Here is a 26,839-nt window from a genome sequence, read left to right on the forward strand (position 1 = left end):
GCGCCGTGCGCGTGCGGGTGATGCGCCGGTGGACGATGCGCCGGTGGACGATGCGTGGCGACCGCGGCGCGGGCACGGTGACGGCGCTCGGGGTCGCGTGCGTCGCGATGCTCGCGGTGCTGGCGCTCGCGGCCGGACTCGGCCAGGCGGCGTCGCGAGGGCAGGCCCAGGCCGCCGCCGATGCGGGAGCGCTCGCGGGGGCGGCCGCGACCCGAGCGTCCGCGGCGCGTGCGATGCCGCTCGACGCGCCCGCGGCGTGCGAGGACGCGAGGACGGCCGTCGAGGCCGCCGGAGCGGTCCTGGCCTCGTGCGACGTCGACCCGGGAGGCGACGTGAGCATCGACGCGGACGTCGGCGGCTCGCGGATGCGCTCGCGCGCGGGGTGGAAGGGTGTCGGCGGCGGCCCGGGCTGAGGGGGGTTCGGGCCGCCGCCGACGTATTCCTGACACCGGACGGCTGAGGGATCGTGCCGCTGTCAGGAAATCTATGTGAGCGCCTTGTGGGGCGCCTGCCTCACCGATTCAAACGGTGGAAGCGCAACGATTCCATAACATCTTCGGGTGTGTCGGCACTTCCAGTGGAGAATGTGACATTTCCCACAAGTGCAACCCGACGGCCGTTCCAGCCGCGGCGCGGCGTTCCCCCTCTTTTCGTCCGTGGCCAGGGGGTTCAGCGCACGGTGATGGTGCCCAGCGAGGTCCACACCATGAGGTCGAGAGCGTCGTATCCGTCGGGTGCGACCGCCATCGCGGAGTCGGTGCCGACGGAGCCGCCGCCGACAGCCCCGGACGACGTCGCGACGCCCAGATCGACGTCGTCACCGTCGCTCTCGAGCCCGAGGCCGCCCGTGTCGCCGGTGTCCGGCCAGACGTCCTCGATCGCCGACTCGTCCTCCCAGGCGTCCCATTCGTCCACAGCGACGGCGTAGCCGCCGACCGAGAGGTAGTGGCCGGCCAGGAGCGTGTAGGACCCGGGGGTTACCGTCGTGGGGCCCGCGTCTGTCCAGCAGCCCTCGAGGTCGCGCCACAGGAAGTCGGATGCGCGCGAGGCGCCCGCTGCGAGCGTGCTCGTGTCGACGTAGGAGGGCTCGGCCCCGGCCTCCGCCTCCGCGGCGGCGATCATGTCGACCCCGTACATGTCCTGACGGTCCGGGTTCACGCCGTAGGCCTCGGCCGCCACGCGACCGTTCCGCACGAGCAGGAGGTGGAGCTCGGTCTGGCCCCAGAACTGCGTGAGGTCCTGATCGGACGTGTTGCGCACCTCGGCGCTCAGCACCGGGTTGCCGTCGACCACCCAGCCGTAGCTGAGGCCGATGGAGGCGGGCGCGGTCACGTCGACGTCGAGCAGGTCCATCTCCGCCGACCGCGCAGGGAAGGCGCCCTCGCTGCCGCAGCCGTACCACTGCGAGGCGATCTCGCCTCGGGAGTCGCTCGACACGGTCCACCGCTGGGTCCCCGCGGCCATGTCCCATGCGCCCGTGAGGCCTGCGAGGTACATCTCGCGCGCGCTCGCGGCGTCGAGAGCGGAGTCCGACGTGCCGACAGGGGGATCGGTGGCGTCGGGGTCCGCCGGGTCGGGCTCGGGCGCCGGCTCCACCGGCGCCGACAGGTAGTCGGCGAACGGCTCGTCGGGCGCGGCGCCCTCGATGACGAAGCCCAGCGGGTCCGAGACCGCGCGCATCGCGCCGCCGCCGGCGACCACCGTGTCGGGGAGCTCGTCGATCATCGGGGAGTCGTCGGCCGGGTCCGTCGCCTGGTCCTCGATCGCGGGCGCGGGCTCGGCCGAGTCCGTCGACTCCGCCGCGTCCGTCGACCCGTCCGAGCCCGTCGACTCGTCGGAACCTGCCGACTCCTCGGTCGCCTCCGGCTCGGGAACGTCCTCGAGCGCCGGCGGCTCCTCCGCCACCGCGGTCGCGTAGTACTCCTGCGTCAGCACCAGCTCGTACTTGCCCGCGGGCAGCGCCTCGCCGTCCCAGCAGTTCTCGAGCGGGACGGACAGCGCGTCGACGCTCTCGCCGCCCTCGTCCAGGGTGACCGCGGCGAGCTCCGAGACGGTCGCGTCGCCGGGATCGCCGGCGAGGGTCGCGACCACGACGCCGTCCCACAGCACCACGCCGTCGAGCCCGAAGGTCTCGAACGTGCCGTCCGTGTGCGAGGTGGCCGTCACGGTGACGGCGAGCGGCTCGCCCTCCGCCGGCTCGTTGCCGATGGCGGCCGACAGATCGACCGGCGCGCCCTCCGTGTCGACGTACGGAAGCGTCTGGCCGCACAGGCCCCACGCGAGCGAGGTCGAGCCCGCACCGGACGAGTCCATCTCGAGATCGCCGCCCATCTCGGCGCCGTCGTCGGCCGTCGCGATCGACGCCGAGTCGGACGCGGACTCCTCCATCGCGGCGGACTCGTTCGTCGAGGAGCCCGTCAGCCCGGAGATCCCGAAGCCCAGCACCACGACCATGCCGCCCGCGAGCGTGCCGTTGGCGCCCATGCGCAGCCCGCGCTGCGTGGTGACGCGGCGGCGGGCGCGGTCGGTGTCGACCTCGAGCCCGTCGAGCGGGGCGCGGTCCGCAGCGCTCCTCAGCGCATCCGAGAGCCTCATGTCACTCACCATCCCTTCCGTGCCGCGCGGAGACGTCCACCGCATCGGTCTCCTCGTGGTCGTCCAGCGGGCCGAGCACCAGCTCGAGCCGCGCCAGGCCGTCATGCAGATACCTCTTCACCGAGCCCGGCGCGAGGCCCAGCTGGTGCGCGATGTCCGGCACCGTGAGGTCGTCGAAGAAGCGCAGCACCACGCAGGCCCGCTCCCGCGGGGCGAGCGTGTCGAGCGCCTCGAGCACGTCGGCGCTCGCCTCGACGCCGGCGAGCGGGTCGATCGCCTCGGTGGTCGGGCGGAACAGGTGCTGGACGCGGCGCCACCGCTGCTCGCGCCGGTAGCCGTCGATGTACGTGGTCGTGATCGCGCGACGCACGTACGCCTCGGCCTTCGCGACTCCGAGCCCGGGCCGAGGGCGGGCGAACGTCCGCACGAGCGCGTCCTGCACCAGGTCCTGGGCGAGGGTGCCGTCGCCGCACACCACATAGGCGTATCCCAGGAGCGCGCGTTCGCGGTCGCGCATCAGATGCTCCATCGTGTCCCGCCAGTCGCTCATCACGTCCCCCACCTCGTCGTGCCTCGCAGTATCGACGTGCCTGGCCCGCAAATCGTTGGGGCGCACCGGTCGCGCTCGGGGCCGCGTCGCCTAGAGTGGCGAATACCCGCGCGGGCGCGACAACGGAGTCGCGTCGGGGAGGACGTCAGGGAGGACGTATGCACGCCGCCGCCACCACCGTCGAGGTGGGCTCGAGCAGCCTCACCATCGTGGTCGTCATCGGGATCATCGCCGCCGTCGCGCTGCTCGCCTCCTGGCTGCTGCGCGCCCAGGTGCTCAAGGCCCCGGACGGCACGGAGACGATGAACGACATCGCCACCGCGGTGCAGGAGGGGGCGTCCGCGTACCTGAGCCGCCAGCTGCGCACGCTCGCGCTCTTCGCGGCGCTGGTGTTCGCGCTGCTGTTCCTGCTGCCAGGAGACACCGGCGTGCGCATCGGCCGGTCGCTGTTCTTCCTGCTGGGCGCCGGATGCTCGGCGACCATCGGCTACATGGGCATGTGGCTCGCGGTGCGGGCCAACGTGCGCGTCGCGTCGGCGTCGACCCGCGAGGGCGGGCGCGCCGAGGGCGCGCGCATCGCGTTCCGCACGGGCGGCGCGGTGGGCATGTCGGTGGTCGGCATGGGCCTCGGCGGCGCGGCTGCCGTGGTGTTCCTCTACCGGGACGATGCGGCGGCCGTGCTCGAGGGCTTCGGCTTCGGGGCGGCGCTGCTCGCGATGTTCATGCGCGTGGGCGGCGGGATCTTCACCAAGGCGGCCGATGTGGGCGCGGACCTCGTGGGCAAGGTCGAGCAGCACATCCCGGAGGACGATCCGCGCAACGCCGCGACGATCGCCGACAACGTGGGCGACAACGTGGGTGACTGCGCCGGCATGGCCGCGGACCTCTTCGAGTCCTACGCCGTGACGCTCGTGGCCGCGCTCATCCTCGGCAAGGCCGCCTTCGGCGAGGACGGGCTGGTCTTCCCGCTCATCATCACCGCGATCGGCGCGCTGGTCGCGGCCCTCGGCGTCGCCATCACCAAGGTCCGCGGCGACGAGCCCGGGCTCAAGGCCATCAACCGCGGCTTCTACATCTCGGCCGTGGCGGGCGCGGTGCTCGCGGCGGTCGCGTCGTACGTCTACCTCCCCTCGAGCTTCGCGGACTTCGACGGCGCCGCCGTCGCGGACGCCTCGGGCGACCCCCGGGCCATCGCGACCGTCGCGGTCTTCGTCGGCATCGGCCTCGCGGGGCTCATCCTGTGGATCACCGGCTACTTCACCGACACCGCGAAGCGGCCCACGCGCCGCGTCGCGCGCACCTCCCTCACCGGTGCCGCGACCGTGGTGCTCGCGGGCATCGGCGTGGGCCTCGAGTCCGCCGTCTACACGGCGACCGTGATCGCCGGCGCCATCGTCATCCTCTTCGCGATCTCCGGAGGGTCGATCGCGCTCGCGCTGTTCCTTGTCGCGCTCGCGGGCTGCGGGCTGCTCACCACTGTCGGCGTCATCGTCGCGATGGACACGTTCGGGCCGGTCTCCGACAACGCGCAGGGCATCGCGGAGATGTCCGGGGAGGTCGACGAGGAGGCCGCGAAGACCCTCACCGACCTCGACGCGGTGGGCAACACCACCAAGGCCATCACCAAGGGCATCGCGATCGCCACGGCGGTGCTCGCCGCGACGGCGCTGTTCGGCAGCTACTCGGACGCGGTGACGCACGCCCTCGAGGAGGCCTCGGCGAACGCCGCCGACTTCTTCAGCTACGAGGTCATCCACCCGCTCACCCTCGTCGGCCTCATCATCGGCGGCGCGACGGTGTTCCTCTTCAGCGGGCTCGCCATCGACGCGGTGACCCGCGCGGCCGGGGCGATCGTGTTCGAGGTGCGCCGCCAGTTCCGCGAGATGCCCGGGATCATGGACCGCACGCAGCGACCCGAGTACGGACGCGTGGTCGACATCTGCACGCGCGACTCGCTGCGCGAGCTCGCGACGCCGGGCCTGCTGGCCGCGATGGCGCCCATCTTCGTGGGCTTCGCGCTCGGGGTCGGCGCGCTCGCGGGCTTCCTCGCCGGCGCGATCGGCACGGGCGTGCTCATGGCGGTGTTCCTCGCGAACGCGGGTGGCTCGTGGGACAACGCCAAGAAGATCGTCGAGGACGGCCATCACGGCGGCAAGTACTCCGCCGCGCACGAGGCGACCGTCATCGGCGACACCATCGGCGACCCGTTCAAGGACACCGCCGGCCCCGCGATCAACCCGCTCATCAAGGTGATGAACCTGGTGGCCCTGCTCATCGCGCCCGCGGTGGTCGCGCTGAGCTACGGCGACGGGGCGAACGGGCTGTGGCGCACGGTGATCGCGGCCGTGGCCGCCGCGGTCGCGGTGACGGCGGTCGCCTTCGCGTCGCGGCGGGCGCACGCGGGCGGGATCGCGAGCGAGGCCGATGCGGCGGAGGCTGAGGAGCACCCCGACGAGCCCGCGGGCGGCGTCGAGGAGCGCGCCGAGGCCCGCTAGCGTCGACAGCCCTTCCAAACGGGGTCTCCGCGCTGGTAGAACTTGCTCATCTCGACTCGATCGAGGGTCGGAGGGGCGCCCATGAACCGGCCGATGCGCTGGGCTGTCGTGATCGTGGGGCTCGCTGCGGAGCTGGCCTTCCTGGTGGCGCTCGACGGGCTCGGCGTGCCCCGATGGGTGGTGTGGCTGTGCGTGGTGCCCGCGGCGTTCGTCGCCGAGGCGTACCTGCTGCCGCTCGTCCGCCGACCGCGTGTCCCGGACCGGCCCGCGCGCGATCCCGGGCACTTCATGGTGTCGGTGACCGACTGGGGGCGGGCGCCCATCCAGGTGCTCAAGGCGGTACGCGAGGAGGACGGCGACGCCCGGGCCTTCGAGGTGCTCTCCCGTGCGATGCATGGCAACGGCACCCTCATCGTCCGCACGGGGCTGTCGGGGTCCGCCGCGTCGCAGGTCGCCCGGGCTCTCGAGGGTGCGGGCGCGGTCGTCGCGATCGAGCACGCCCGCGGCTGATCGCGTCCTCGTGCCATCCTGGCCCGATGGACACCACCCGCCCGCGGATCCTGGTCGACATGTCGCTCCACCCGAGGGCGCGCGCGGCGCTGACCGCGGCGGCCGACGTCGCCGGCCTTCCTCGCGACGGTGACGCCCGTGCCGCCGCCCTCGCCGGCGCCGACGGCATCCTCGCGTACGGCCCACCCGCCCCGACCGAGCTCGCATCGGCGCCGCACCTCCGTGCGCTCGCGGTCCATCTCGCCGCGCCCGACGTGCACGCGTACGCCGCCGAGCAGGGCGTCGCGGTGATCGAGTCGAGCCGGCTGTGGCGGACGGTCGCCGAGCACACGCTCGCGCTCCTGCTCGCCACGCTGCGGCGCGTCCCCGCGGCCGATGCCGCGATCCGCGCCGGACGCTGGCCTCGCGAGGATCTCAAGGTGCCGTACTCGGGCCGCGACCTCGCGCGCTCCACGGTGGGTGTGCTCGGCGCGGGCCGCATCGGCGCCCCGCTGCTCGGGATGCTCGCCGCGCTCGAGGCGCGCCCGCTCTTCATGGACGCGACGCCGATGCCCGACCTCGAGGCCGCGACGGGAGCGCGCCAGGTCGATCTCGACGCGCTGCTCGCCGAGTCGGACGCGGTGGTGGTCCTGCTCCCGCTCGACGAGGCCACGCGCGGCACCCTCGGCGCCGCGGAGCTCGCGCGGATGAAGCCGGACGCGGTGCTCGTCAACACGGCGCGCGGGCCCGTGGTGGACGAGGACGCGCTGCTCGCCGCGCTCCGGGACGGCACGCTCGCGGGGGCCGGCCTCGACGTCCACGGCGACGAGCCGCTGCCGGCGGACCATCCGCTGCTCGCGTTCGAGCAGGTGGTCATCACCCCGCACCTGGGCGGGTCGACGCTCGAGTGCGATCTCGAGCTGGTGGACGGGCTGCTCCGCGCGCTCGGCGGGGGAGCCGCACCGCCGGCCTGAGCGGCCCAGGTCTCAACCTCGTCACGATGCGAGAGGCGCCCCGCTCGCCGCAACGTCCGGGACACATGCCTCTGGGAGCATGCGGCCATGAGACGCTCGACCGCACCTTTGGCCGGAGTCGTCGGAGCCCTCGTGGTGGTCGAGGCGACGTCCGGCGTGATCCAGGGCTTCTACACGCCGCTCCTGCCCGACATCGCCCGCAACCTGGGCATCCACGACGCGGACGTCAACTGGTTCGAGGCCGCGCAGCTGCTGCTGAGCGCGATCGTGGTGCCGCTGCTCGCGCGCCTGGGCGACATGATCGGGCACCGCAAGGTGCTCATCGGCTCGCTCGTCGTCACGGCGGCGGCCTCGTGGGCGATCGCCTTCTCCGGCACGTTCTGGCTCTTCACCCTCGTGTGGGCCATCCAGGGCTTCTACGTGGTGTGGCTGCCCATGAACGTGTCGATCATCCATGCGCGGGCGCGAAAGCATGAGAACACCGCCGAGCTCACCGCGAAGGGCGCGGGTCTCATCGTGGTCGCGCTCGAGGGCGGCGCGATCGGCGGCGCGCTGCTCGCTGGCCAGCTGGGCGGCATCTTCGCGGACCGGCTGTGGATCTCGCTGTCCGTCCCCGCGGTCCTCGTGACCGTCGCGCTGTTCGTGGTGATCTTCAAGGTCGAGGACCCGGGCACCCGCGCCGGCGGCCGCATCGACTCGAGCGGCACCGTGCTGCTCAGCCTCGCGCTGCTCGCGATCACCGGCGGGCTCTCGCTCGTCCGGGTCAACGGCTTCACCATCTGGGTGTGGGCGATGATCGCGGCCGGACTCGCGCTCCTGTGGTGGTTCGTGCGCGTCGAGAAGCGCAAGGACGACCCGCTCATCGACATGAGCCTCATCGCGCGCCCCACGCTCTGGCCCGTGATCCTCACGTCGGCGCTGTTCGGCGTCTCGGTGCTCGGCGCGCAGGGTCCGCTGTCGACCTTCGCGGCCACGGACCCGACCGAGGTGGGCTACGGGCTCGGCCTCGACTCCGCGTCGCGCTCGTACCTCATCGGCGCGTACGTCTTCTCGCTGCTCATCGGCGCAGGCGTGTACGCGCGCCTGTCGCGCCGCTTCGCGCCGCGCGCGGTGCTGCTCGGTGCCGCCGGGATGGTGTCGGCCGGCTACCTGCTGCTCATCCCGTTCCACGGCGGCGTCGGGATGGTCACGACGCTCATGGTGGTCGCGGGCCTGGGCTCGGGCGCGCTCGTCGCCGCGCTGCCCGCGACGGCCGCGGCGGCCGCGCCGCCCCACCAGACCGGCGTCGCGACCGGCCTCACCAACACGACCAAGACGCTCGGCGGCGCGTTCGCGTCCGCCATCTTCGCGCTCGCGCTCTCCTCGGGGATCGACGATGCCGAGACGACCGCCGCTCCGCTCGCCGGCTACCAGGCCGTGTGGGCGATCTGCGGCGTGACCGCGCTCGTCGCCGTCGGCGCGATGCTCACCGTCCCCAAGGCCGCCTTCACAGCCGCCGATCCCGAGGCGCAGGGCCTCGGCGACCGCTCCGACGCCATGGCGCTCGAGGCCGTGGGTGCCGACGCGGTGGTCTCCGAGAAGCCGTTGCCGCGCCCTGAGAAGTTCGAGGCGGGCGAGGAGGACCGCGCGTGACCGTCCCCTCCGCCGAGGCCGTCGCCGAGCACCTCGCGGCGCTGGTCCGCATCCCGACCGTCACGCCGAAGGACGCCGGACCTCACGACGCGGTCACCGCCGCCACCTTCACCGCGCTCCACGACGCGCTGCGCGCCTTCTATCCGCGCGTCTTCGCGCATGAGGTCGAGGACATCGGCCGCGCGGGCCTGCTCGTGCGCATCCCGGGCGCCGCCGCCGACCGGCCCGTGGTGCTCATGGCGCACCAGGACGTGGTCCCGGTGCCCGCGGACTGGGAGGCCGAGGGCTGGGAGCACGAGCCCTTCGCAGGCGCGATCGTCGACGGCTGGGTCCACGGCCGCGGCACGCTCGACGACAAGGGCGCGCTCACGGTGATGCTCGAGGCGATCGAGTCGCTGCTCGCCGAGGGTTGGACCCCGGCGCAGGACCTGCATCTACTCATGGGCGCCGACGAGGAGTCGTACGGCGACTGCGCCATCACCGCCGCGTCGGTGCTGACCGAGCGCGGCATCGTGCCCTGGATGGTGCTCGACGAGGGCGGCGCGGTCGCGACGGGCGCGTTCCCCGGGCTCGATGGCGAGGCCGCGGTCATCGGCGTCTCCGAGAAGGGGATCGTCGACGTGCGGCTCACGGTCGAGGGCCTCGGCGGCCACGCGTCGACCCCGCCCCGCGAATCCGCGCCCGGGATCCTCGCGAACGCGCTCGCCCGGATCGAGGCCCACCCGCACCCGGCGGCCGTGAACGACGTCTCCGTCGAGATGCTCGAGCTCGTCGGGGGGCGGTTGCGGGGCCCGCTGGGCGCGCTGCTGCGCCGCGCCTCGTCCCTTCGCGGGGTGCTCGCGCGGGTGATGCCGCGCCTCAGCCCCGAGCTCGCGGCGATGGTCCGCACCACGGTCGCGATCACGCAGCTCGAGGGCAGCCCCGCGCACAACGTCCTCGCGACGCGTGCGACGGCGGTGCTCAACATGCGTATCGCGGTCGGCTCCAGCGTCGAGGAGGCCGTGGCGCATATCCGCGCGGTCGTGAAGGACGGCCGGGTGGAGATCGAGCCCGAGCTGCCGTCGGAGCCGTCGCCCGTGTCCCCGCGCGGGGACGATGCGCGGTGGGCGGCGATGCTCGAGGCTGTGGGCGCGTCGTACCCCGACGCGCTCGCGATCCCGTACGTCATGCTGGCCGCGTCGGACTCGCGCCACCTCGCGCCGATGTCGGGCGCGACGTACCGCTTCGCGCCGCTCCGGATGGCCAAGGCGCAGCGCGAGGCCGTGCACGGTCCGAACGAGAAGGTCGAGGTCGAGTCGCTCGGCCGCGGGGTCGCGTTCTACCGCGCGCTCCTCACCTCCGACAGACTGACGTGATGGCCCCGACCATCCGGCGCATCGTCCCCGAGGACTGGGCGCGGGCGCGAGACCTGCGGCTCGAGGCGCTCGCCGACCCGGAGGCGCGCATCGCCTTCCTCACGACGTTGGACGATGCGCGGGCCGAGCCGGACGAGTTCTGGCGGGATCGCGCGGCGCGGGCCGCGTCCGGCGGGGAGGTGCTCCAGCTGCTCGCCGAGGACGGGGGCGCGCTGGTCGGCACCGTCGCCGTGCTGGTCCAGGGCGAGGGGTCGGCCGACTACTTCGGGGCGATCGTCACCGAGCGCCGCGCGGCGCTCATCGGCGTGTACGTGGTGCCCGCGTCGCGCAGTGCGGGGCTGCTGGCGGCGCTGGTCGACGAGGCGTGCGCGTGGACGCGCTCGCACGGCCTGGCGACGCTGTACCTCGACGTGCACGCGGACAACGTGCGGGCCCGCCGCGCCTACGAGAGGCTCGGCTTCGCGCTCGCGGGCCACACGTTCGAGAGCGCGAGCGGTCACATGCTGCAGATGGTCCGCGCGCTCTGACGTCCGCGCCGCACTAGCCTCGAGGGCGTGACCCTCGACACCCCCGTGCTGCCCGATCCCGCCTCGGCGGAGGCCCTCCGTCGCGACCTCGACGGGTGGACCGTCGATGCGGTCGAGGCCGTGGTCGGGGAGCGCGCGATGCGAGCCTTCGGGCGCGAGCAGGTGCTGCCGGCGCGCATGGCCGCCCGCGCATCGTCCACGCCGGAGGCGACGCTCACCCGGCTGTTCCTGCTGGGCGACACGGTCCCGCGCGCGGCGGTCGACGCCGCGCTGCCGGCCACCGGCGCCGAGGGCGCCGCGGCGCTCGGCCTCGTCGAGGTGTCCGGGGGAGAGGCTCGCGGACGCGTCGACCTGCGTCCCTTCGAGGCGACCGCGGAGGGCGGAGAGGCGCGGTGGTGGGTCGCCTCGGACCACGGCGAGGCGGTGACGGGCGCGCGGCTGCGCGACGACCACGTCCTCGGCATCGGCGGCGCCTCGCTCACGCTTGCGGGGATGACGATGCGCTCCCCGGTCGGACGGGTGCTCGACCTGGGCACGGGCTGCGGGATCCAGGCGCTGCACGCCTCGCTCCATTCCGAGAGCGTGGTCGCGACGGACATCTCCGGCCGCGCGCTCGCGTACGCGGCCTTCAACCGGGCCCTCAACGGCGCCGCGTGGGACCTGCGCGAGGGGTCGATGCTCGAGCCCGTCGCGGGGGAGGAGTTCGACCTCGTGGTGTCGAACCCGCCGTTCGTCATCACGCCCGAGGGGGCGCCGAGCTTCGAGTACCGGGCGTCCGGGGTGCCGGGCGACGGGATCGTGTCCGCGCTCGTCTCGAGCGTCGGGACGGTGCTCGCGCCCGGGGGCGTCGCCCAGATGCTCGGCAACTGGGAGATCCGGGGCGGCTCGTGGGCCGAGGGGCTCGAGGCGTGGCTCGCCGCGTCGCCCGTGGCCCTCGACGCGTGGGTGATCGAGCGCGACGAGCTCGATCCGGCCGAGTACGCCGAGACCTGGCTGCGCGATGCGGGCGTGACCCCGGAGCGCGGGCGCGCGGAGTTCGACGCCGCCTACGGCGCGTACCTGGAGGACTTCGACGCCCGCGGCGTGCAGGCCATCGGCTTCGGGATGGTCCTGCTGCGACGGTCCGTCACGGGGACGCCGACGCTCCGGCGGCTCGAGCAGCACGAGGGCGCCCTTCAGGAGCCCTTCGGCGGCTACCTGGTGAAGGCGCTCGCGGCGCACGACCGCGTCGCGGCGCTGTCCGACGAGGTGCTGCTCGACACGGCCTGGACGGCGGCGGCCGACGTCACGCGCGAGTCGTACGGGCCGGTCCTGCAGGCCGATCCGCAGTACATCCTGCTGCGCCAGGGCGCCGGTCTCGGGCGCTCGGTGTCGATGGACACCGCGCTCGCGGGCTTCGTGGGCGCCTGCGACGGCGAGCTCACCGCGGGCCAGATCGCGCACGCGCTCGCAGCCCTGCTCGACGTGCCCGCGGGGACGATGCTGTCCGGGCTGGTGCCGGCGATCCGCGACCTGGTCGCGGACGGCTTCCTGGAGTAGTCCGCGACACGCCCGGGGTGGCGAGATTCACAGGGAGTTTCCTGGGAATTCACCCGCGGGACAGGCATTGCCGAGCCTTGGCCTCGGGGCGGGTGGCTTTACCATGCGTTGGTCCCGACCTGGTGCCGATAACACCGGAATCGGGACCCTGGTCCGAAGCGGTCACCCAGTGGCAAAACTAACCTTGAAGGGTGACATCGACGTTCGCGCCAGGGCCTCCGGGGGAGACCCCGCAGGTGGTTCTGGCCGGCTCCTCACGGGGTCAGAATGGTGATGTCGAGGTGGTGCAGGTGGACCCCCGCCGCCCCCTCGCCGACGAATCCCACCACGACGGTGTGTCGACGCGTCTCGCGACGCGGACTCGGCGCACCCTGAAGACGTCCGGACCGGTCGTCAGAGAAGGACTCCGCGAAGATCTCGCGGGGAAGCCGAGCCAGGAGGCACGCACCATGACCACCACCGAGATCGACCTGACCGCCATCGCGTCGCAGACCGCGGACTCGCTCGTCATCGCGGACTTCCTCTCCTCCTGCACGCACGCGTGGCCCGGGCGTATCGCCGCGACCGTCACGCTCCAGGGCTGCCCCTGGCTGTGCGCGTACTGCGGCACGCCGGAGAGCCACGACCCGACCGGCGAGGGCACTGTCGCGTGGCAGCGCGTCCGCGAGCAGCTCGAGTCGCACCGCGGCCTGGTCGACGCGGTCGTGTTCGGCGGCGGCGAGCCCGCGCGCCAGGACGGCCTCCTTCCCGCGATCCGCGAGGCCCGCGCGCTCGGTTACGCGGTCGGCCTCCACACCATGGGCGCGCACCCCGGCCGTCTCGCCTCCGTGATCCCCTCCGTCGACTGGGTCCGCTTCGACCTCAAGGGCACCCCCGGCATGTACGAGCACATCACCGGCTCCGACACCGCGGGCTTCCAGGCGTGGGCGTCGCTCGAGGCGATCCACGAGTCGGGCGTCGACTACGAGGTCCAGCTCATCGTCGACCCGACCGTTCACACGCGCGAGAACGTGCTCGCGACCGTGCGCGAGGTCATCCACCGCGGCTTCCACGCGCCGGTGCTCCAGCAGCCCCGTCGCGCCGGCGCCTCGGCGGGCTACCGTCGCGCGCTGCGCAACCGCGGCCTCTACGACGTCATCTCGCACGAGGACCTGCCCGACCTCGCGCGCCGCTGACAGCTTCTCCGAAGGCCCCCGTCGCTCCCGCGGCGGGGGCCTTTCGCATGTCCGACCGCGGGTGACGATGCGCCGGCGCGGCCTCGCCCGGGCGGGCCGTCTGGGCCCGAGGTCCCAGGTATCGGGCCATCGTGCGCGAGCATAACGCCTGTTATTCGGCCATATTTTGCCTAACCGTTATCGAATTCCCGTGTTTCGGGATTGTTTCGGGGCCTACGTCCCGGGCGTGTGGCCCGGCGGGGCGGAAAGGTTCTGGGTGACAGCTCAACAAGTCACCCGAACCCCAGAAAGGAACCATCATGGTCACCAAGCTCCGCATCGTCGGTGCCGCTCTCGCAGTCGCCGGTCTCGGCTTCATCGGCGCCGCCGGCTTCGCCTACTCCGAGGTCGCCGCAGGCCAGAACTCGCTTCAGAAGTTCTCCGAGGCCCAGGGCGTCGAGCTCGCCTACAACGAGGACGGTCAGCTGACCGACCACGGTTCCGTCGAGGGCGCCGAGGCCATCCTCGACCGCCTCGAGAACGAGTGGGGCTACAAGGTCGTCGCCTCCGAGCTCGACCCCAACGACCCGCTGGTCAACACCGGTACCGAGTACATGTACCAGATGGCCACCGTCGGCACCCACATCCTGTCCGGCACCCAGACCGTGACGGTCACCGAGACCACCGAGTACCTCGGTGAGACCTACGAGCCCGGCGAGTACGAGGTTCCGGTCGACGGCCAGTACTGGGCCGACTTCGAGTACGGCAACGAGATCGCGATGCAGGTCCGCGCCCAGGCCTGGACCGGCGTGGCGCACGGCCTCTTCGGTGAGCTGGGTGTCGGCTCGGTCACCGCGTCGACCCTCAAGCTGGGCCTCGGCATCGTCGGCCTGATCGCCGGCCTCGGCGCCCTGTTCCTCGCCCTCGGCGGTGCGACCTTCTGGATCGCCGGCGACGTCGCGAAGCGCGACGCCGCGAAGGTTGAGGAGAAGGAGCTCGCGACCGCGTAGTCGCCCGTCTCTCCTCCTGACGAGCGGGAGGGTCCTCCGGGACCCTCCCGCTTCGTCGTGTCCGCGCTCTTTACCAGGCGAGAGGCGTGTCCTACGCTCGGGCCCGTGGCCCAGGGGGTGTACCGCTTCGGAGAGTTCGAGCTCGACCCTGCCCGTTTCCAGCTCACCTGCGACGGGGAGCCTGTCCGTGTCGAGCCGCGCGCCTTCGATCTGCTGAGGCTGCTCGTCACGCATCACGACCGTGTGGTGACCAAGCAGGAGATCCTCGAGCACGTCTGGCAGACCGAGTACGTGAGCGACGCCGCGCTCACCACGGCCCTGCGGACCGTGCGCCGGGCCGTCGGCGACACGGGCGCGGATCAGCGGGTGATCCGGACCGCGCACGGGCGCGGCTACCAGGTGGTCGCCCCCGTCGAGATCGTCGGCGCGGCGGCGGACGATGCCGTGGCTGGCCTCATCGTGCCCGTCGCCCCGTCGCCGGAAGCTCCCGCGGCGTCCCCGGCCGCGCGCGAGGCCGAGCGTCCGGCGGTCCGCCCGAGCGCGGAGCTCCAGACCATCCGCTACTGCTCCGCGGCGGACGGCGCGCGGATCGCCTACGCGACCGTGGGCGAGGGGCCGGTGCTGATGAAGGCCGCGAACTGGATCACCCACCTCGACCTCGAATGGGACAGCCCGGTCTGGTCGCATTGGGTGCGCGGGCTCGCGCGCGGACGCACGCTGGTGCGCTACGACGAGCGCGGCTGCGGGATGTCCGACTGGAGCGTCCCGGGGTTCTCGTTCGAGGACTGGGTCACGGACCTCGAGACCGTCGTCGCCGCGACCGGGCTCGAGCGCTTCCCGCTGCTCGGCGTCTCCCAGGGCGCGGCCGTGGCGATCGACTACGCCGCCCGTCACCCCGAGAAGGTCTCCTCGCTCATCCTCGCCGGCGGCTACGTGCTGGGCCGGATGAAGCGCGCGCGCGACGACGCGGAGCGCGCGGCGGCGGCGCTGGACATCGACCTCGCCCGCGTGGGCTGGGGGCGCGAGGACCCGACCTTCATGAGGGTCTTCGCCTCGCAGTTCCTGCCCCGCGGCTCGCAGCGGGAGTGGGACGAGTTCACCGCCTTCCAGCGGCGCACCACCTCGGACGAGAACGCGGTGCGGTTCCTCGAGGAGTTCGCGCTCATCGACGTGAGGGAGCAGGCGGCGCGGGTGAGCTGCCCCACGCTGATCCTGCACTCGCGCGACGACGGGCGGGTGCCCATCGATCAGGCGCGCGAGCTCGCATCGCTCATCCCGCGCTCGCGGCTGGTGCTGCTCGACAGCGCGAGCCACCTCATCGGCGAGGCCGAGCCCGCATGGCCCGAGTTCCTCGCCCACATCGACGAGTTCCTGTCGGATCCGTCCCATTCCTGAGGACTTCTGAGGGAAGCCCTGGGGGACTCCTGCGCGCGGTCCGGACACCATTGTCCGCAGGCATCCTCCCTCGTACGTTCGCAGCAGCCCCGCGCCATCCGGGGTCACGCCATCGAAAGAGGAGCTTCCTGTGTCCCCGACCACCTTCCCGCTGCGCTCCGCCGCGGCCGCGACCCTCGTCGCCGGCCTGCTGGTCGTCGCGCCCGTCCTGGGCGGCGCCGCCGCCCTGGCCGAGGAGCCCGGTGCCGCGGCATCGTCTCCCGTTCCCACCGAAGCGGCGAGCGAGGTTCCCGTCGAGCCCGCCGTCGAGCCTGCCTCCGAGGAGGCCGACGCCGAGCCCGCGACCTCTCCATCGGCGGAGGCCGTCGCGCCGGCGTCCGAGACCATCGCAGCGCCGACTGCCGAGGAGGAGCCGGAGCCCGAGGCGTCCGCGCCTGACTCGCCCGAGTCCGTCGAGCCCGAGCCCGCCGCCGAGGAGGGCGGCGAGGAGCAGCCGGTCCTCGTGGCGCAGCCCCAGGCGCTCGCCGCGCCGGCCGCGCTCGAGGAGTTCGTGATCGAGGAGGCCACCCCGCAGCTCATCGGCGCGGACGGCTGCGAGTACACCTTCGTGGTCCAGGAAGGGTCGGTGAGCATCTCCGACATCACGGGCTGCACCGACGTGGTGGTGCCGGCGGAGATCGGCGGCTTCCCCGTCGAGCGCGTCGGCGCCTTCTCCACGGAGGTGACGATGTCCGGAGCGCCGCAGTTCACGTCGCTCGTGCTGCCGGACTCCCTCTTCGCGGTCGGCCCGGGCGCGTTCAAGAACGCCGACGCGCTGGTGAGCGTCGACTTCGGCACGGGCGTCCAGCGCATCGAGGGGCGGGCGTTCGCCGACGCCGACGCGCTCACGGCGATCACGCTGCCCAACTCGGTGAGGTTCGTGGGGGCCCGCGCCTTCGAGGGCGCCGGCGCTGTCGCGAGCCTCGACCTCGCCTCGGTGCAGCAGGTCGAGGGGCTGGCGTTCTCCGGACTCGGCCAGGTGACCGAGCTCGTGGTGCCCGCGACCGTCACGCGTGCGGCGGACACCGCGTTCGGCAACATGCCGCGCCTGCGGTCCGTCCTCATCGAGGGAGACCCGTCGGCGTTCGTGAGGTTCACGTTCGTCAACTCCGTCGCGCTCGAGGACGTCGAGTTCCGCAACCGCTCGGCCACCGCGACCATCGCGGGCAACATGTTCGTGGGCGCGGGCCTCCTCGCCACCCCGACCGTGTTCTTCCGCGACGGCGCCTTCGGGAAGAGCTGCGCGCTCGACGACGGCGAGACCCTCAGGTTCGGCGGGACGACGATGGTCCCGCAGTGCCTCTTCGACGTCACCTTCGACCTCGACGCGGGCCTCCGTTCCGAGCTGCGGCAGTTCAACATCCGCGAGGGCTCGGTGGTCACCGACGTACCCGCGGTGGAGGTCCCCGACGGCAAGGTCTTCGCGGGCTTCTCGCCGGATGTCGCGGAGCCGGTCGTCGCGGACACGCTCTACGTCCCGGTGTTCGTCGACCCCGTCCCGGGCGACTACACCCCGAGCGAGGACGACCTGATCGAGGAGAAGCAGTGCTGCTTCGTGGCCCCCGCGACGGTCGAGGCTGGCCAGGAGATGACGCTCACCGTCATCGACGAGGAGCCCGACCCGGGCGAGACCATCGAGCCGCTCCCGCTCGAGACGCCGGACCCTGCCCCGAGCGAGCCTGCGACGGAGAAGACCCTCGTGCCGTCTCCGGAGAAGACGGCGATCCCTGCGCCTGAGCCGACGCTGCCGGAGGACCCGGCCGAGGACGAGGGTCTGCCCGAGGACTTCGATCCGAACGACTTCATCGACGTGTTCCTCTTCTCCGAGCCGATCGAGCTGCTCATCACGGGCTTCAGCGAGAACTCGGTGACGGTGCTGGTCCCGGAGACCGTCGAGCCGGGCGAGCACAAGGTCGCCATCTACTCGGTGTTCGGCGAGCTCTTCGGGTGGCAGCCGATCACGGTGACGGCCGCCGCGCCGCCCGCGGGCGAGGAGCCCGGTGACGAGGCGCCTGCCGACGACGCGGCCGGCGACGACGAGGCCGCGGACGATGCGGCCGGCGACGACGCTGCTGCGGACGACGCTGCCGCCGATGCCGGTCTGGACGAGGTGGCTGACGAGGCCGCCGCTGTCGATGCCGAGGCGGACGTCGAGGCCCCGGTCGGCCTCGTGCTCGCGGCGACGGGTGCTCCCGAGGTCTGGCCCGCGGTGGCCGGCGCGCTCGCGCTGCTCACCATCGGCGGTGCGCTCATCGTGAGCAGGCGGCACAGCGTGGGGCGGCGGACCCAGCCGTAGCCCCCGGCGCGATCAGATGGCGGTCGCGCGGCTCCGGCGGGGTGGCCACCCCGCCGGAGCCAGCCGCCTGCCTGCGTCGCCGCCCGCCCCCGACGCCTGCCTGCGCCGCGAGCCTCGGGCCCCTCCGGAATGGGGCGCCGAGCGTCGGTTCTCCCGCCCCGACGCCTCCCATGGGGCACCGACCGTCGCCGCGCCGTTCGGCGGCGCGGCGGGGGTTACAGCCCGAGGTTGCGGGCGAGCACCTCGCGGATCGACTCCCAGCGGTCGGTGCGGGCCGCGAGCAGCGGAGCCCCGTCCTCGATCGCCGGCCGGTAGCCGCTGCCGTCGACGCGGCCGACTGTGAAGCCCGCCTCGGCCGCGATCGCGGCGCCGGGCACGTGATCCCATGGCTTGGCGCGCGTGTAGACCAGGTAGCCGACCTCCTGCGTCACCAGGTCCGCGTAGTCGAAGCCCGCACACATGCGCAGCTCGTCGTAGCCGCCCAGCTCCGCCTCGGCGGCGAGCAGCCCGTCGCGCACCGAGTCGACCGCGAACCTCACCGACACCGCGCCGCGGGGCTCCTCGAGCGCGAGCGCCGCACGTGCATCGTTCCCGCGGGACCGCTCGACGCCCGCCGCGAGCGACCGTCCGTCCAGGAACGCCCCGACGCCGCGCAGGCCCTCGAACATGCGCCCGTGCTCGGGGTGGTAGATCCACCCGCCCACCGATTCGCCGCCCTCGACCAGTCCGACCATCACCGCGTAGGTGTCGGAGCCCGCGACGAAGTTCGCGGTGCCGTCCACGGGGTCGACCGTCCACACGGTTCCCTCCGTCGCGAGCAGCCCGGCGATCGAGGGATCCGCGGCCGTCGCCTCCTCGCCCACGACCGGCACGTCGAGGATCTCGCGCAGCAGCGGGGTGAGGGCGCGCTCGGCCGACTCGTCCGCCTCGGTGACGTAGTCGCCCGGGCCCTTGAGGCGGATGTCGCCCTCGGCGAGGGCGCGGAAGCGGGGGCGGATCTCGGCGTCGGCGACGCGGCGCATGGCCTCGCCGACCGCCGCGCGCTGGGAGGCATCGAGCAGGGGTTCCATGCGCCCATCGAACCACGGGGCACCTCGGCGAACGCCCTGGGACGATGCGGCGTCACCCGACGTTCATACGATCCGGCCCTCCACACGTCCCGGTGGCGGCGCCGCACCCCGTATGTATATTGAGTGCGTCTCAGGCAGGTGACGCCGCCGGGACGCTAAGCCCAGAGAGAAGGTTCCATGGCCCGCAAGCTCGTGATCGTCGAGTCGCCCACCAAGTCGCGCACCATCGGCGGCTTCCTGGGCGCCGACTACGACGTGGTGTCCTCGGTGGGCCACATCCGCGATCTCGCGGAGCGCTCGGACCTTCCGGCCGAGGTCAAGAAGACCGACATCGGCAAGTTCGCGATCGACATCGACGCGGGCTTCCAGCCGTACTACGTGGTCAACTCGGACAAGAAGAAGATCGTCGCGGACATCAAGAAGCGCCTCAAGGAGGCGGACGAGCTCTACCTCGCGACTGATGAGGACCGCGAGGGCGAGGCCATCGCGTGGCACCTGCTCGACGTCCTCAAGCCCAAGGTGCCGGTCAAGCGGCTCGCGTTCCACGAGATCACCCGGGAGGGCATCTCCCGGGCGCTCGAGCAGCCCCGCGAGGTCGACATGGAGCTCGTCGAGGCCCAGGAGGCCCGCCGCCTGCTCGACCGCCTCTACGGCTACGAGGTCTCGCCCGTGCTGTGGCGCAAGATCCAGTCGGGCCTGTCCGCCGGCCGCGTGCAGTCGGTGACGCTGCGCCTGGTGGTCGACCGTGAGCGGGAGCGCATGGCGTTCCAGTCGGCGGAGTACTGGGACCTCAAGGGCATCTTCACCGCGACCGAGGGCAAGGACGCCGGCCGCAGCTTCGAGGCCAAGCTCACCTCGGTCGACGGCAAGCGCGTCGCCTCGGGCAAGGACTTCGACGACCGCGGTGCGCTCAAGAACGACAAGGTCATCCACGTGCACGCGGCGCTGGCGGGCGCCCTCGCGGCCGGCCTCGCCGACGCGAAGTTCACGGTCAACGGCGTCGACTCGCGTCCGTACAAGCGCCGTCCCGCGGCCCCGTTCATCACCTCGACGCTGATCCAGGAGTCGAGCCGCAAGCTCCGCCTGGGCGCACGGCAGGCGATGGGCGTGGCGCAGGCGCTGTACCAGAAGGGCTACATCACCTATATGCGTTCCGACTCGCCGGGCCTGTCCGGCGAGGCGATCCGCGCCGCCCGCAAGCAGGCGACCGCGCTGTACGGCGCCGACGCCGTCGCGGCGAGCCCGCGGGTCTACGCGACCAAGGACTCGAACGCGCAGGAGGCGCACGAGGCGATCCGCCCCGCGGGCGACAGCTTCCGCACCCCTGACTCGGTGCGCGCCGAGCTCACGGGCGACGAGTTCCGCATGTACGAGATGATCTGGAAGCGCACGCTCGCCTCCCAGATGGCCGATGCGGTGGGCACCACGTCCACGGTGCGCATCGGCGCGACCACGGCCGCGCACCACGCGGTCGAGTTCTCCGCCTCCGGCACCATCCTCACCAGCCCCGGCTTCATGGCGCTCTACGAGGAGTCGCGCGACAAGGCGCGCTACGAGGAGGACGAGCAGAAGGTCGAGAAGGAGTCCCGCCTCCCGGTGCTGGCCGAGGGTCAGAAGGTCGACGCCGACGGCATCGAGCCGCTCACGCACGCGACCACCCCGCCGCCGCGCTACACGCAGGGCTCCATGATCAAGGAGCTCGAGGACCGCAAGCTCGGCCGTCCGTCGACGTACGCCGCGATGGTCGACGTCATCATCGACAAGGGCTACGTGCGCGTCGAGAAGCAGGCGCTCGTGCCGACGTGGCTCGCCTTCGCGATGATCCGCCTGCTCGAGGACCACTTCGCGTGGCTCATCGACTACGCGTTCACCGCGGACATGGAGGAGGGTCTCGACGAGATCGCTTCCGGCCGGGTGTCCCGCGTGGACTGGCTGAGCGAGTTCTACTTCGGGTCGGGCGCGTCCGACGACGAGGGCCGCGCGCAGGGCCTCAAGCGCCTGGTCGAGGACCTCGGCGAGATCGACGCCCGTGCCAACTCGACGTTCGAGATCGGCTCGGGGATCGCGCTGCGCGTCGGTAAGTACGGCCCGTACCTCGAGCGCGAGGTCGACGGCGAGAAGCAGACCGCCTCCGTCCCCGAGGAGCTCGCCCCCGACGAGCTCACGGTCGCGAAGGCCGAGGAGCTCATCGCCAACCAGGGCGGCGACGAGCGCGTCCTGGGCCAGCACCCCACGTCCGGTCTCGACATCGTCGCGAAGGCGGGCCGCTTCGGTCCGTACGTCACCGAGGTGCTTCCCGAGGACGCCAAGGGCCGTCCCAAGACGGCGAGCCTGTTCAAGTCGATGGACCTCGAGACCGTGACGCTCGAGGACGCCCTCAAGCTCATGAGCCTGCCGCGCGTCGTGGGCGTCGACCCGGCGACCAACGAGGAGATCACGGCGCAGAACGGCCGCTTCGGTCCGTACCTCAAGAAGGGCACGGACTCCCGCACCATCGAGTCCGAGCAGCAGCTGCTCGACATCACGCTCGAGGAGGCGCTCGCGATCTACGCGCAGCCCAAGCGCGGCCGCGGTCGCGCTGCGACGCCGCCGCTCAAGGAGTTCGGCGAGGACCCGACCTCGGGCAAGCCGATCGTGGCGAAGTCGGGTCGCTTCGGCGACTACATCACCGACGGCGAGACCAACGTGACCATCCCCAAGTCGGAGTCGGTCGAGTCAGTCACGCCCGAGCGTGCGATCGAGCTGCTCGCGGAGAAGCGCGCGAAGGGTCCGGCCAAGAAGCCGGCTCGTCGCACCGCCGCGAAGAAGACCACCACCCGCGCGAAGAAGAAGTAGGCCATGGCGGAGAGCAAGGCCCCCGACTCCGTCGCGAGCCCCGCCCTGCGGTGGCTCGGCTACCTGGGGCTTCTCCTGGGGTTCGGGACGGTCGTGCTGACCGTCGACTCCGGATCCGTGTCCGTGATGGGCTTCTCGTTCGACATCGCCGTGCCTATCATCGCGGCCGTCGCGTTCGTGGGCGGCATGCTCGCGGCGCGCTTCGGCCCGCGCAAGGGCGAGCTCTAGCCTGGCCCCTCACGCCCTCCCGCGGTGTCGAGGATGGCACGCCCGGGCGCCGCAAGCTGGATCGTCGCTAGGGTGAACCCATGAGTGCACCGATGCCCATGTCCGCGCCTGCTGTTCGCTGGGGAATCCTCGGCGCCGGCGGCATCGCCCACAAGCTGGCCGACGCCGTCTCGAGCCACACCGCCTCCGAGGTGGTCGCCGTCGGCTCCCGCGACCAGAGCCGTGCCCAGGCCTTCGCCGACGAGATGGGCATCCCTAAGGCCTACGGCTCGTACGAGGACCTGGTCGCGGACCCGGACATCGACGTCGTCTACGTCGCGACGCCGCACTCGCGCCACCACATCGACGCGACGCTCGCGATCGAGGCGGGCAAGCACGTCCTGTGCGAGAAGGCCTTCACCCAGAACGCCGCGCAGGCGCGCGAGGTGGTCGCGGCGGCACGCGCGAAGGACGTCTTCCTCATGGAGGCGATGTGGACCCGGCACCTGCCGCACGTCCACGCGCTGCGGGAGGCGATCGCGCGCGGCGAGATCGGCGACGTGATCTCCGTCCAGGCCGACCACGGCCAGGCCCTCACCCACGTCGAGCGCATGTGGAACCCCGAGCTCGCGGGAGGAGCCCTGCTCGACCTCGGCGTGTACCCGATCGCCTTCGCCCACGACATCCTCGGCGTCCCCGACAAGATCACCGCCACCGCCCGCCTGCGCGAGACGGGCGTCGACGGCCAGACGTCGATGATCTTCGACTACGCGCACGCCCAGGCGAGCCTCACCACCACCATGGAGGTGCGCACGCCCAACATGGCGCTCATCGGCGGCACCGAGGGCCGCATCGAGGTGCACGACACCTTCTACACGCCCACGTCCTTCACCCTCACCAGGAACGACGGCACCGAGATGTTCTTCGACGGCGACGTCCCCAACGGCTTCCAGTACGAGGCCGCCGAGGTCGCGCGCCGCATCCACGCCGGCGACAAGGAGAGCGCGCTGCTCACGCTCGACCAGTCGCTCGAGATCATGGACATCATGGACGAGGTCCGCGCGCAGATCGGGCTCATCTACCCCAACGAGCAGTAGGACGATGCGGCGCGGGCCTGTCGCACCCTCCCGGTAGATTGCTCCCCATGACGTACGCGGGCTTCTGGGTGGTGTTCGAGGGAGCCGACGGCGTCGGCAAGACCACGCAGGTCGATCTGCTCGCGGCACACCTCCGCTCGGCCGCGGGCGGCGCGCGCGACGTGCTCACCACGCGGGAACCAGGGGGGACGCCTCTCGGCATCGAGCTGCGCCAGGCGATCATGCACGGCGATCACGTCGTCCCCCGCGCCGAGGCCCTGCTCTACGCCGCCGACCGCGCGCACCACATCGGCACCAAGGTGCGTCCGGCCCTCGAGGCCGGGACCGTGGTGCTGCAGGACCGCTACCTCGACTCGTCGGTGGTCTACCAGGGCGGCGCGCGCGGTCTCGGTGACGAGGTCGAGCGCATCTCGCTGTGGGCGACCGAGGGCATGCTTCCCGACCTCACCATCGTGCTCGACATGGCCCCCGACCCCGCGCGCATGAGCCGCGACCTCGACCGGGTCGAGCGCGAGACCATCGCGAAGTCCGAGGAGATGCGCCAGGGATTCCTTGCGCGCGCGGCGCTCGACCCCGGCCGCTACGCCGTGATCGACGCGGCCCGTCCGGTCGAGAGCGTCCACGCCTCGGTGGTCGAGGCGGTGGCCGCCGCGATGGACCGCCGCGACGGCATCCCCCTCGAGCCGTGGGGCACGCCGTGACCGCCCGCGCTCCGCGCGCCCACGCCGGAGGTGCGGCGTGACCGTCTGGGACGAGGTGGTGGGGCAGGAGCGCCCCGTCGGGCCGCTGCGCGCGGCGATCGACGACCCCGGCTCGATGACCCACGCATGGCTCATCACCGGTCCGCCCGGCTCCGGACGCTCCTACGCGGCGCGCGCCTTCGCCGCCGCGCTGCAGTGCGAGCGCGGCGGGTGCGGGGAGTGCCGCGAGTGCACCACCGCCATCGCGGGCTCCCATGCGGACGTCACGCTCGTCGCGACGGAGAAGGTCACCATCGCCATCAGCGAGGTCCGCGACCTCATCTCGCTCGCCGCGACGTCGCCGAGCCGGGGACGATGGCGCGTGATCGTCGTCGAGGACGCGGACCGCATGGCGGAGCGCACCTCGAACGTGCTGCTCAAGTCCATCGAGGAGCCGCCGCCGCGCACCGTCTGGGTGCTGTGCGCGCCCAGCCCGCAGGACGTGGCCGTCACCATCCGCAGCCGCTGCCGCGTGGTCGGCCTGCGCACACCCGACCCCGAGGACGTCGCGCGCCTGCTCACCGCGCGCGACGGCACCGACCCCGCCCTCGCCCTCGAGTGCGCGCTCGCGGCGCAGAGCCACATCGGCGTCGCCCGCCGTCTCGCGCGCGATCCCGAGGCGCGCGCCCGCCGCGATCAGGTGCTCGCGCTCGCGACCGACATCCGCGGCGTGGGCGACGCGATCTTCGCCGCCGCGGACCTGGTCGAGGTCGCCGAGACCGATGCGAAGGCAGCGACGGAGGAGCGCGACGCCGAGGAGCGCGCGCAGCTCATGGCGACCCTGGGCGTCGAGGACGGTACGCGCATCGCGCCCGCCCTGCGCGCCCAGCTGCGCCAGCTCGAGGAGGACCAGAAGCGGCGCGCGACCCGCCACAAGCGCGACGTGTTCGACCGCGCGATCACCGACCTCATGTCGCTCTACCGCGACGTCGTCATCGTGCAGACGGGCGCGACGGTGCGCCTGGTCAACGTCGCGCACGAGGGCCACATCCGCGACCTCGCCGCGCGCACCGCGCTGGCGGACACGATGCGCTGCCTCGACGCGCTCGGGACCGCGCGCGAGCGCCTCGCCGGCAACGTCGCACCGCTGCTCGCCCTCGAGGCGATGGCGCTCGAGCTCCGCCCCCGGACGCCCGCGCGTCGCTAGGGTGGCGGGATGAGACGCCCCCTCGCCTCGCTCGTCGCGCTGCTCGCCGCATCGTCCGTCCTCGCCGCCTGCACCGCCGGGCCGACGGAGATCGAGCCCTCCGACACGGGCTCCGGGTCAGGTTCCACGGCGGACCAGGGCGCGGTGGTCGCGCCCGACCAGGCGGCGGTGTACCAGCAGGAGGCCGTCTGGAGCTCGTGCGGTCGGCTCCAGTGCGCGACCCTCCAGATGCCCGTCGACTGGAGCGACCCCAACGGCGACACGTTCGACCTCGAGCTCAACCGGAGGCCCGCGCTCGACCAGGACGCGCGCATCGGCAGCCTGCTCATCAACCCCGGAGGCCCCGGCGCCAGCGGGAAGGACCTCACCGAGGCCGTCGCGACGATGGCGGGGGAGGACCTGGTGCGCACGTTCGACATCGTCGGCTTCGACCCGCGGGGCACCGGCGACTCGACGCCCCTCGCCTGCGGCGACACCGACGAGATCGACGCGTACTACCTCACCGACCTCTTCCTCGACTCGGAGGCGGCGCTCGAGGAGGCGCGCCGGACCACCGCGGACTTCGCCGAGCGCTGCCGCGAGCTCAGCGGCCCGCTGGTCGAGAACGTCGACACCGCTTCGGCGGCGCGCGACATGGACGTGATCCGGACGGTGCTGGGCGACAGCGAGCTCTACTACCTCGGGTACTCGTACGGCACGCAGCTGGGCGCGACCTACGCCGAGCTGTTCCCCGAGAACGTGGGCCGCATGGTGCTCGACGGCGCGGTCGACATCTCGCTCCCGTCCGAGGAGATGGCGATCGGCCAGGCCGAGGGCTTCGAGGGCGCGCTGATGAACTTCATCGACTGGTGCCACACGCAGGACTCGTGCCCGCTCGACTCGGACCGCGAGGCTGCACGGCAGCAGGTGCAGGACATCGCGCTGACCGCGCGCGACGAGGGCTATCCCACGCCCGACGGCGAGACGGTCAACGGCAACGTCATGGTCTACGGCATGGTCGTGACGATGTACGACGAGGCCTCGTGGATCTATCTCCAGGCGGGCCTCGACGAGGTGCTCGCGCGCGGCACCGCCGACATCTTCTGGCAGCTGGCGAGCTTCTACCTCGACAAGGACACCAACGGCGAGGAGTACCTCTCGAACTCGATGTGGGCCTTCACCGCGATCTCGTGCCTCGACGGCGCCGTCGCTGAGCCCACCACGCTCGACTCGCTCGCCGAGCTCCGCGGCGACCTCGAGGAGGCCTCCCCGACCTTCGGCTGGTGGTTCGCCTCGTCGCTCGGCTGCGACGGCTGGCCGTGGCAGGCGAAGGAGACGGTGACGGAGCTCGTGGCCGCGGACGATGCGGCGCCCATCCTGGTCATCGGCACCACCGACGATCCGGCGACTCCGTACGCCTGGGCCGAGGCGCTCAGCGAGCAGCTCGCGGGGTCCACGCTGCTCACCTACGAGGGCGACGGGCACACCGCGTACGGACGCTCCAACCAGTGCATCATCGACGCGGTCGACGGCTACCTCGTCGGCGGGGAGATGCCGGTTTCAGGATTGCGCTGCTGAGGCGCTATCATGTCTTTCCGTGCCCTCAGGGGCATGGACGCGATCCCCTCGGGATCGCACCGCCGCCTTAGCTCAGTCGGCAGAGCGATTCACTCGTAATGAATAGGTCGTGGGTTCGATTCCCACAGGCGGCTCG

Annotated in this window: 21 protein-coding genes and 1 tRNA gene; 19 read left to right on the forward strand and 3 right to left on the reverse strand. The window is 72.5% G+C overall.

Annotated features, from left to right (window positions below):
- The first annotated feature begins 5 nt into the window (after nt 1–5).
- Complete coding sequence (locus TR42_RS14405) at nt 6–413, forward strand: histidine kinase (RefSeq protein WP_143059020.1); 408 nt, start codon at nt 6–8, stop codon at nt 411–413.
- A gap of 256 nt (nt 414–669) precedes the next feature.
- Here TR42_RS14405 and TR42_RS11380 read toward each other — a convergent pair whose 3' ends face one another.
- Both TR42_RS11380 and TR42_RS11385 read right to left on the reverse strand, forming a co-directional pair.
- Nucleotides 670–2,595 (reverse strand): hypothetical protein, encoded by a 1,926-nt coding sequence (locus tag TR42_RS11380; protein ID WP_042215888.1) that lies wholly within the window; start codon nt 2,593–2,595, stop codon nt 670–672.
- A gap of 1 nt (nt 2,596) precedes the next feature.
- On the reverse strand, nt 2,597–3,145 hold the full coding sequence (locus TR42_RS11385; RefSeq protein WP_042215978.1) for an RNA polymerase sigma factor: 549 nt from the start codon (nt 3,143–3,145) through the stop codon (nt 2,597–2,599).
- Nucleotides 3,146–3,303: 158 nt separating this feature from the next.
- On the opposite strand from TR42_RS11385, the gene TR42_RS11390 reads away from it, so the two are divergent.
- The 11 genes from TR42_RS11390 (at nt 3,304) to TR42_RS14410 (ending at nt 18,050) form a co-directional block, all read left to right on the forward strand.
- Nucleotides 3,304–5,640, forward strand: a complete 2,337-nt coding sequence (locus TR42_RS11390; RefSeq protein ID WP_042215890.1) for a sodium-translocating pyrophosphatase — start codon at nt 3,304–3,306, stop codon at nt 5,638–5,640.
- Nucleotides 5,641–5,721: 81 nt separating this feature from the next.
- Complete coding sequence (locus tag TR42_RS15055; RefSeq protein WP_042215891.1) at nt 5,722–6,150, forward strand: hypothetical protein; 429 nt, start codon at nt 5,722–5,724, stop codon at nt 6,148–6,150.
- Between the two features lie 26 nt (nt 6,151–6,176).
- Nucleotides 6,177–7,103, forward strand: a complete 927-nt coding sequence (locus TR42_RS11400) for an NAD(P)-dependent oxidoreductase (protein WP_052406002.1) — start codon at nt 6,177–6,179, stop codon at nt 7,101–7,103.
- Between the two features lie 87 nt (nt 7,104–7,190).
- Nucleotides 7,191–8,735, forward strand: a complete 1,545-nt coding sequence (locus TR42_RS11405; RefSeq protein ID WP_081953341.1) for an MFS transporter — start codon at nt 7,191–7,193, stop codon at nt 8,733–8,735.
- Nucleotides 8,732–10,090 carry a M20/M25/M40 family metallo-hydrolase gene (locus TR42_RS11410; RefSeq protein WP_042215893.1) on the forward strand — a complete coding sequence of 453 codons (1,359 nt, stop codon included), beginning with the start codon at nt 8,732–8,734 and terminating at the stop codon, nt 10,088–10,090. The genes TR42_RS11405 and TR42_RS11410 overlap by 4 nt, the downstream gene beginning before the upstream one ends.
- The gene (locus TR42_RS11415; protein WP_042215895.1) at nt 10,090–10,617 is read left to right on the forward strand and encodes a GNAT family N-acetyltransferase; all 528 of its coding nucleotides are present in this window, start codon (nt 10,090–10,092) and stop codon (nt 10,615–10,617) included. The genes TR42_RS11410 and TR42_RS11415 overlap by 1 nt, the downstream gene beginning before the upstream one ends.
- Before the next feature lie 27 nt (nt 10,618–10,644).
- Nucleotides 10,645–12,156: a DUF7059 domain-containing protein gene (locus TR42_RS11420; protein WP_236623434.1), complete on the forward strand. Its 1,512-nt coding sequence runs from the start codon at nt 10,645–10,647 to the stop codon at nt 12,154–12,156.
- Between the two features lie 449 nt (nt 12,157–12,605).
- Nucleotides 12,606–13,331 carry an anaerobic ribonucleoside-triphosphate reductase activating protein gene (locus TR42_RS11425; RefSeq protein ID WP_052406004.1) on the forward strand — a complete coding sequence of 242 codons (726 nt, stop codon included), beginning with the start codon at nt 12,606–12,608 and terminating at the stop codon, nt 13,329–13,331.
- Between the two features lie 299 nt (nt 13,332–13,630).
- Entirely contained in the window at nt 13,631–14,320 is a 690-nt protein-coding gene (locus tag TR42_RS11430; RefSeq protein WP_042215897.1) for a hypothetical protein, read from the forward strand.
- A gap of 105 nt (nt 14,321–14,425) precedes the next feature.
- Nucleotides 14,426–15,715, forward strand: a complete 1,290-nt coding sequence (locus tag TR42_RS11435) for an alpha/beta hydrolase (protein WP_236623435.1) — start codon at nt 14,426–14,428, stop codon at nt 15,713–15,715.
- Between the two features lie 130 nt (nt 15,716–15,845).
- Entirely contained in the window at nt 15,846–18,050 is a 2,205-nt protein-coding gene (locus TR42_RS14410) for a leucine-rich repeat protein (RefSeq protein WP_052406006.1), read from the forward strand.
- A gap of 215 nt (nt 18,051–18,265) precedes the next feature.
- Here TR42_RS14410 and TR42_RS11445 read toward each other — a convergent pair whose 3' ends face one another.
- Nucleotides 18,266–19,120, reverse strand: coding sequence for an inositol monophosphatase family protein (locus TR42_RS11445; protein WP_052406008.1), 855 nt, complete (start codon nt 19,118–19,120; stop codon nt 18,266–18,268).
- 177 nt (nt 19,121–19,297) lie between these two features.
- Between TR42_RS11445 and topA the strand changes: the two genes are divergently transcribed.
- From topA to TR42_RS11480, 7 genes are all read left to right on the forward strand, one after another.
- Nucleotides 19,298–21,955, forward strand: a complete 2,658-nt coding sequence (topA, locus tag TR42_RS11450) for a type I DNA topoisomerase (protein WP_042215902.1) — start codon at nt 19,298–19,300, stop codon at nt 21,953–21,955.
- Between the two features lie 3 nt (nt 21,956–21,958).
- A complete protein-coding gene (locus TR42_RS11455) occupies nt 21,959–22,183 on the forward strand; it encodes a hypothetical protein (RefSeq protein ID WP_042215904.1) in 225 nt (74 codons plus the stop codon).
- Between the two features lie 80 nt (nt 22,184–22,263).
- Nucleotides 22,264–23,259, forward strand: coding sequence for a Gfo/Idh/MocA family protein (locus TR42_RS11460; protein WP_042215906.1), 996 nt, complete (start codon nt 22,264–22,266; stop codon nt 23,257–23,259).
- Nucleotides 23,260–23,306: 47 nt separating this feature from the next.
- The gene (gene tmk, locus TR42_RS11465; RefSeq protein ID WP_042215907.1) at nt 23,307–23,960 is read left to right on the forward strand and encodes a dTMP kinase; all 654 of its coding nucleotides are present in this window, start codon (nt 23,307–23,309) and stop codon (nt 23,958–23,960) included.
- 37 nt (nt 23,961–23,997) lie between these two features.
- A complete protein-coding gene (locus tag TR42_RS11470) occupies nt 23,998–25,146 on the forward strand; it encodes a DNA polymerase III subunit delta' (RefSeq protein ID WP_042215909.1) in 1,149 nt (382 codons plus the stop codon).
- A 9-nt stretch (nt 25,147–25,155) separates the two neighbouring features.
- Nucleotides 25,156–26,703: an alpha/beta hydrolase gene (locus TR42_RS11475; RefSeq protein ID WP_042215911.1), complete on the forward strand. Its 1,548-nt coding sequence runs from the start codon at nt 25,156–25,158 to the stop codon at nt 26,701–26,703.
- A gap of 61 nt (nt 26,704–26,764) precedes the next feature.
- Nucleotides 26,765–26,837 (forward strand) — tRNA-Thr (locus tag TR42_RS11480).
- Nucleotides 26,838–26,839 lie beyond the last annotated feature (2 nt).

This window comes from Demequina mangrovi, assembly GCF_000759715.1.
GTDB classification, from domain to species: Bacteria; Actinomycetota; Actinomycetes; order Actinomycetales; family Demequinaceae; genus Demequina; species Demequina mangrovi.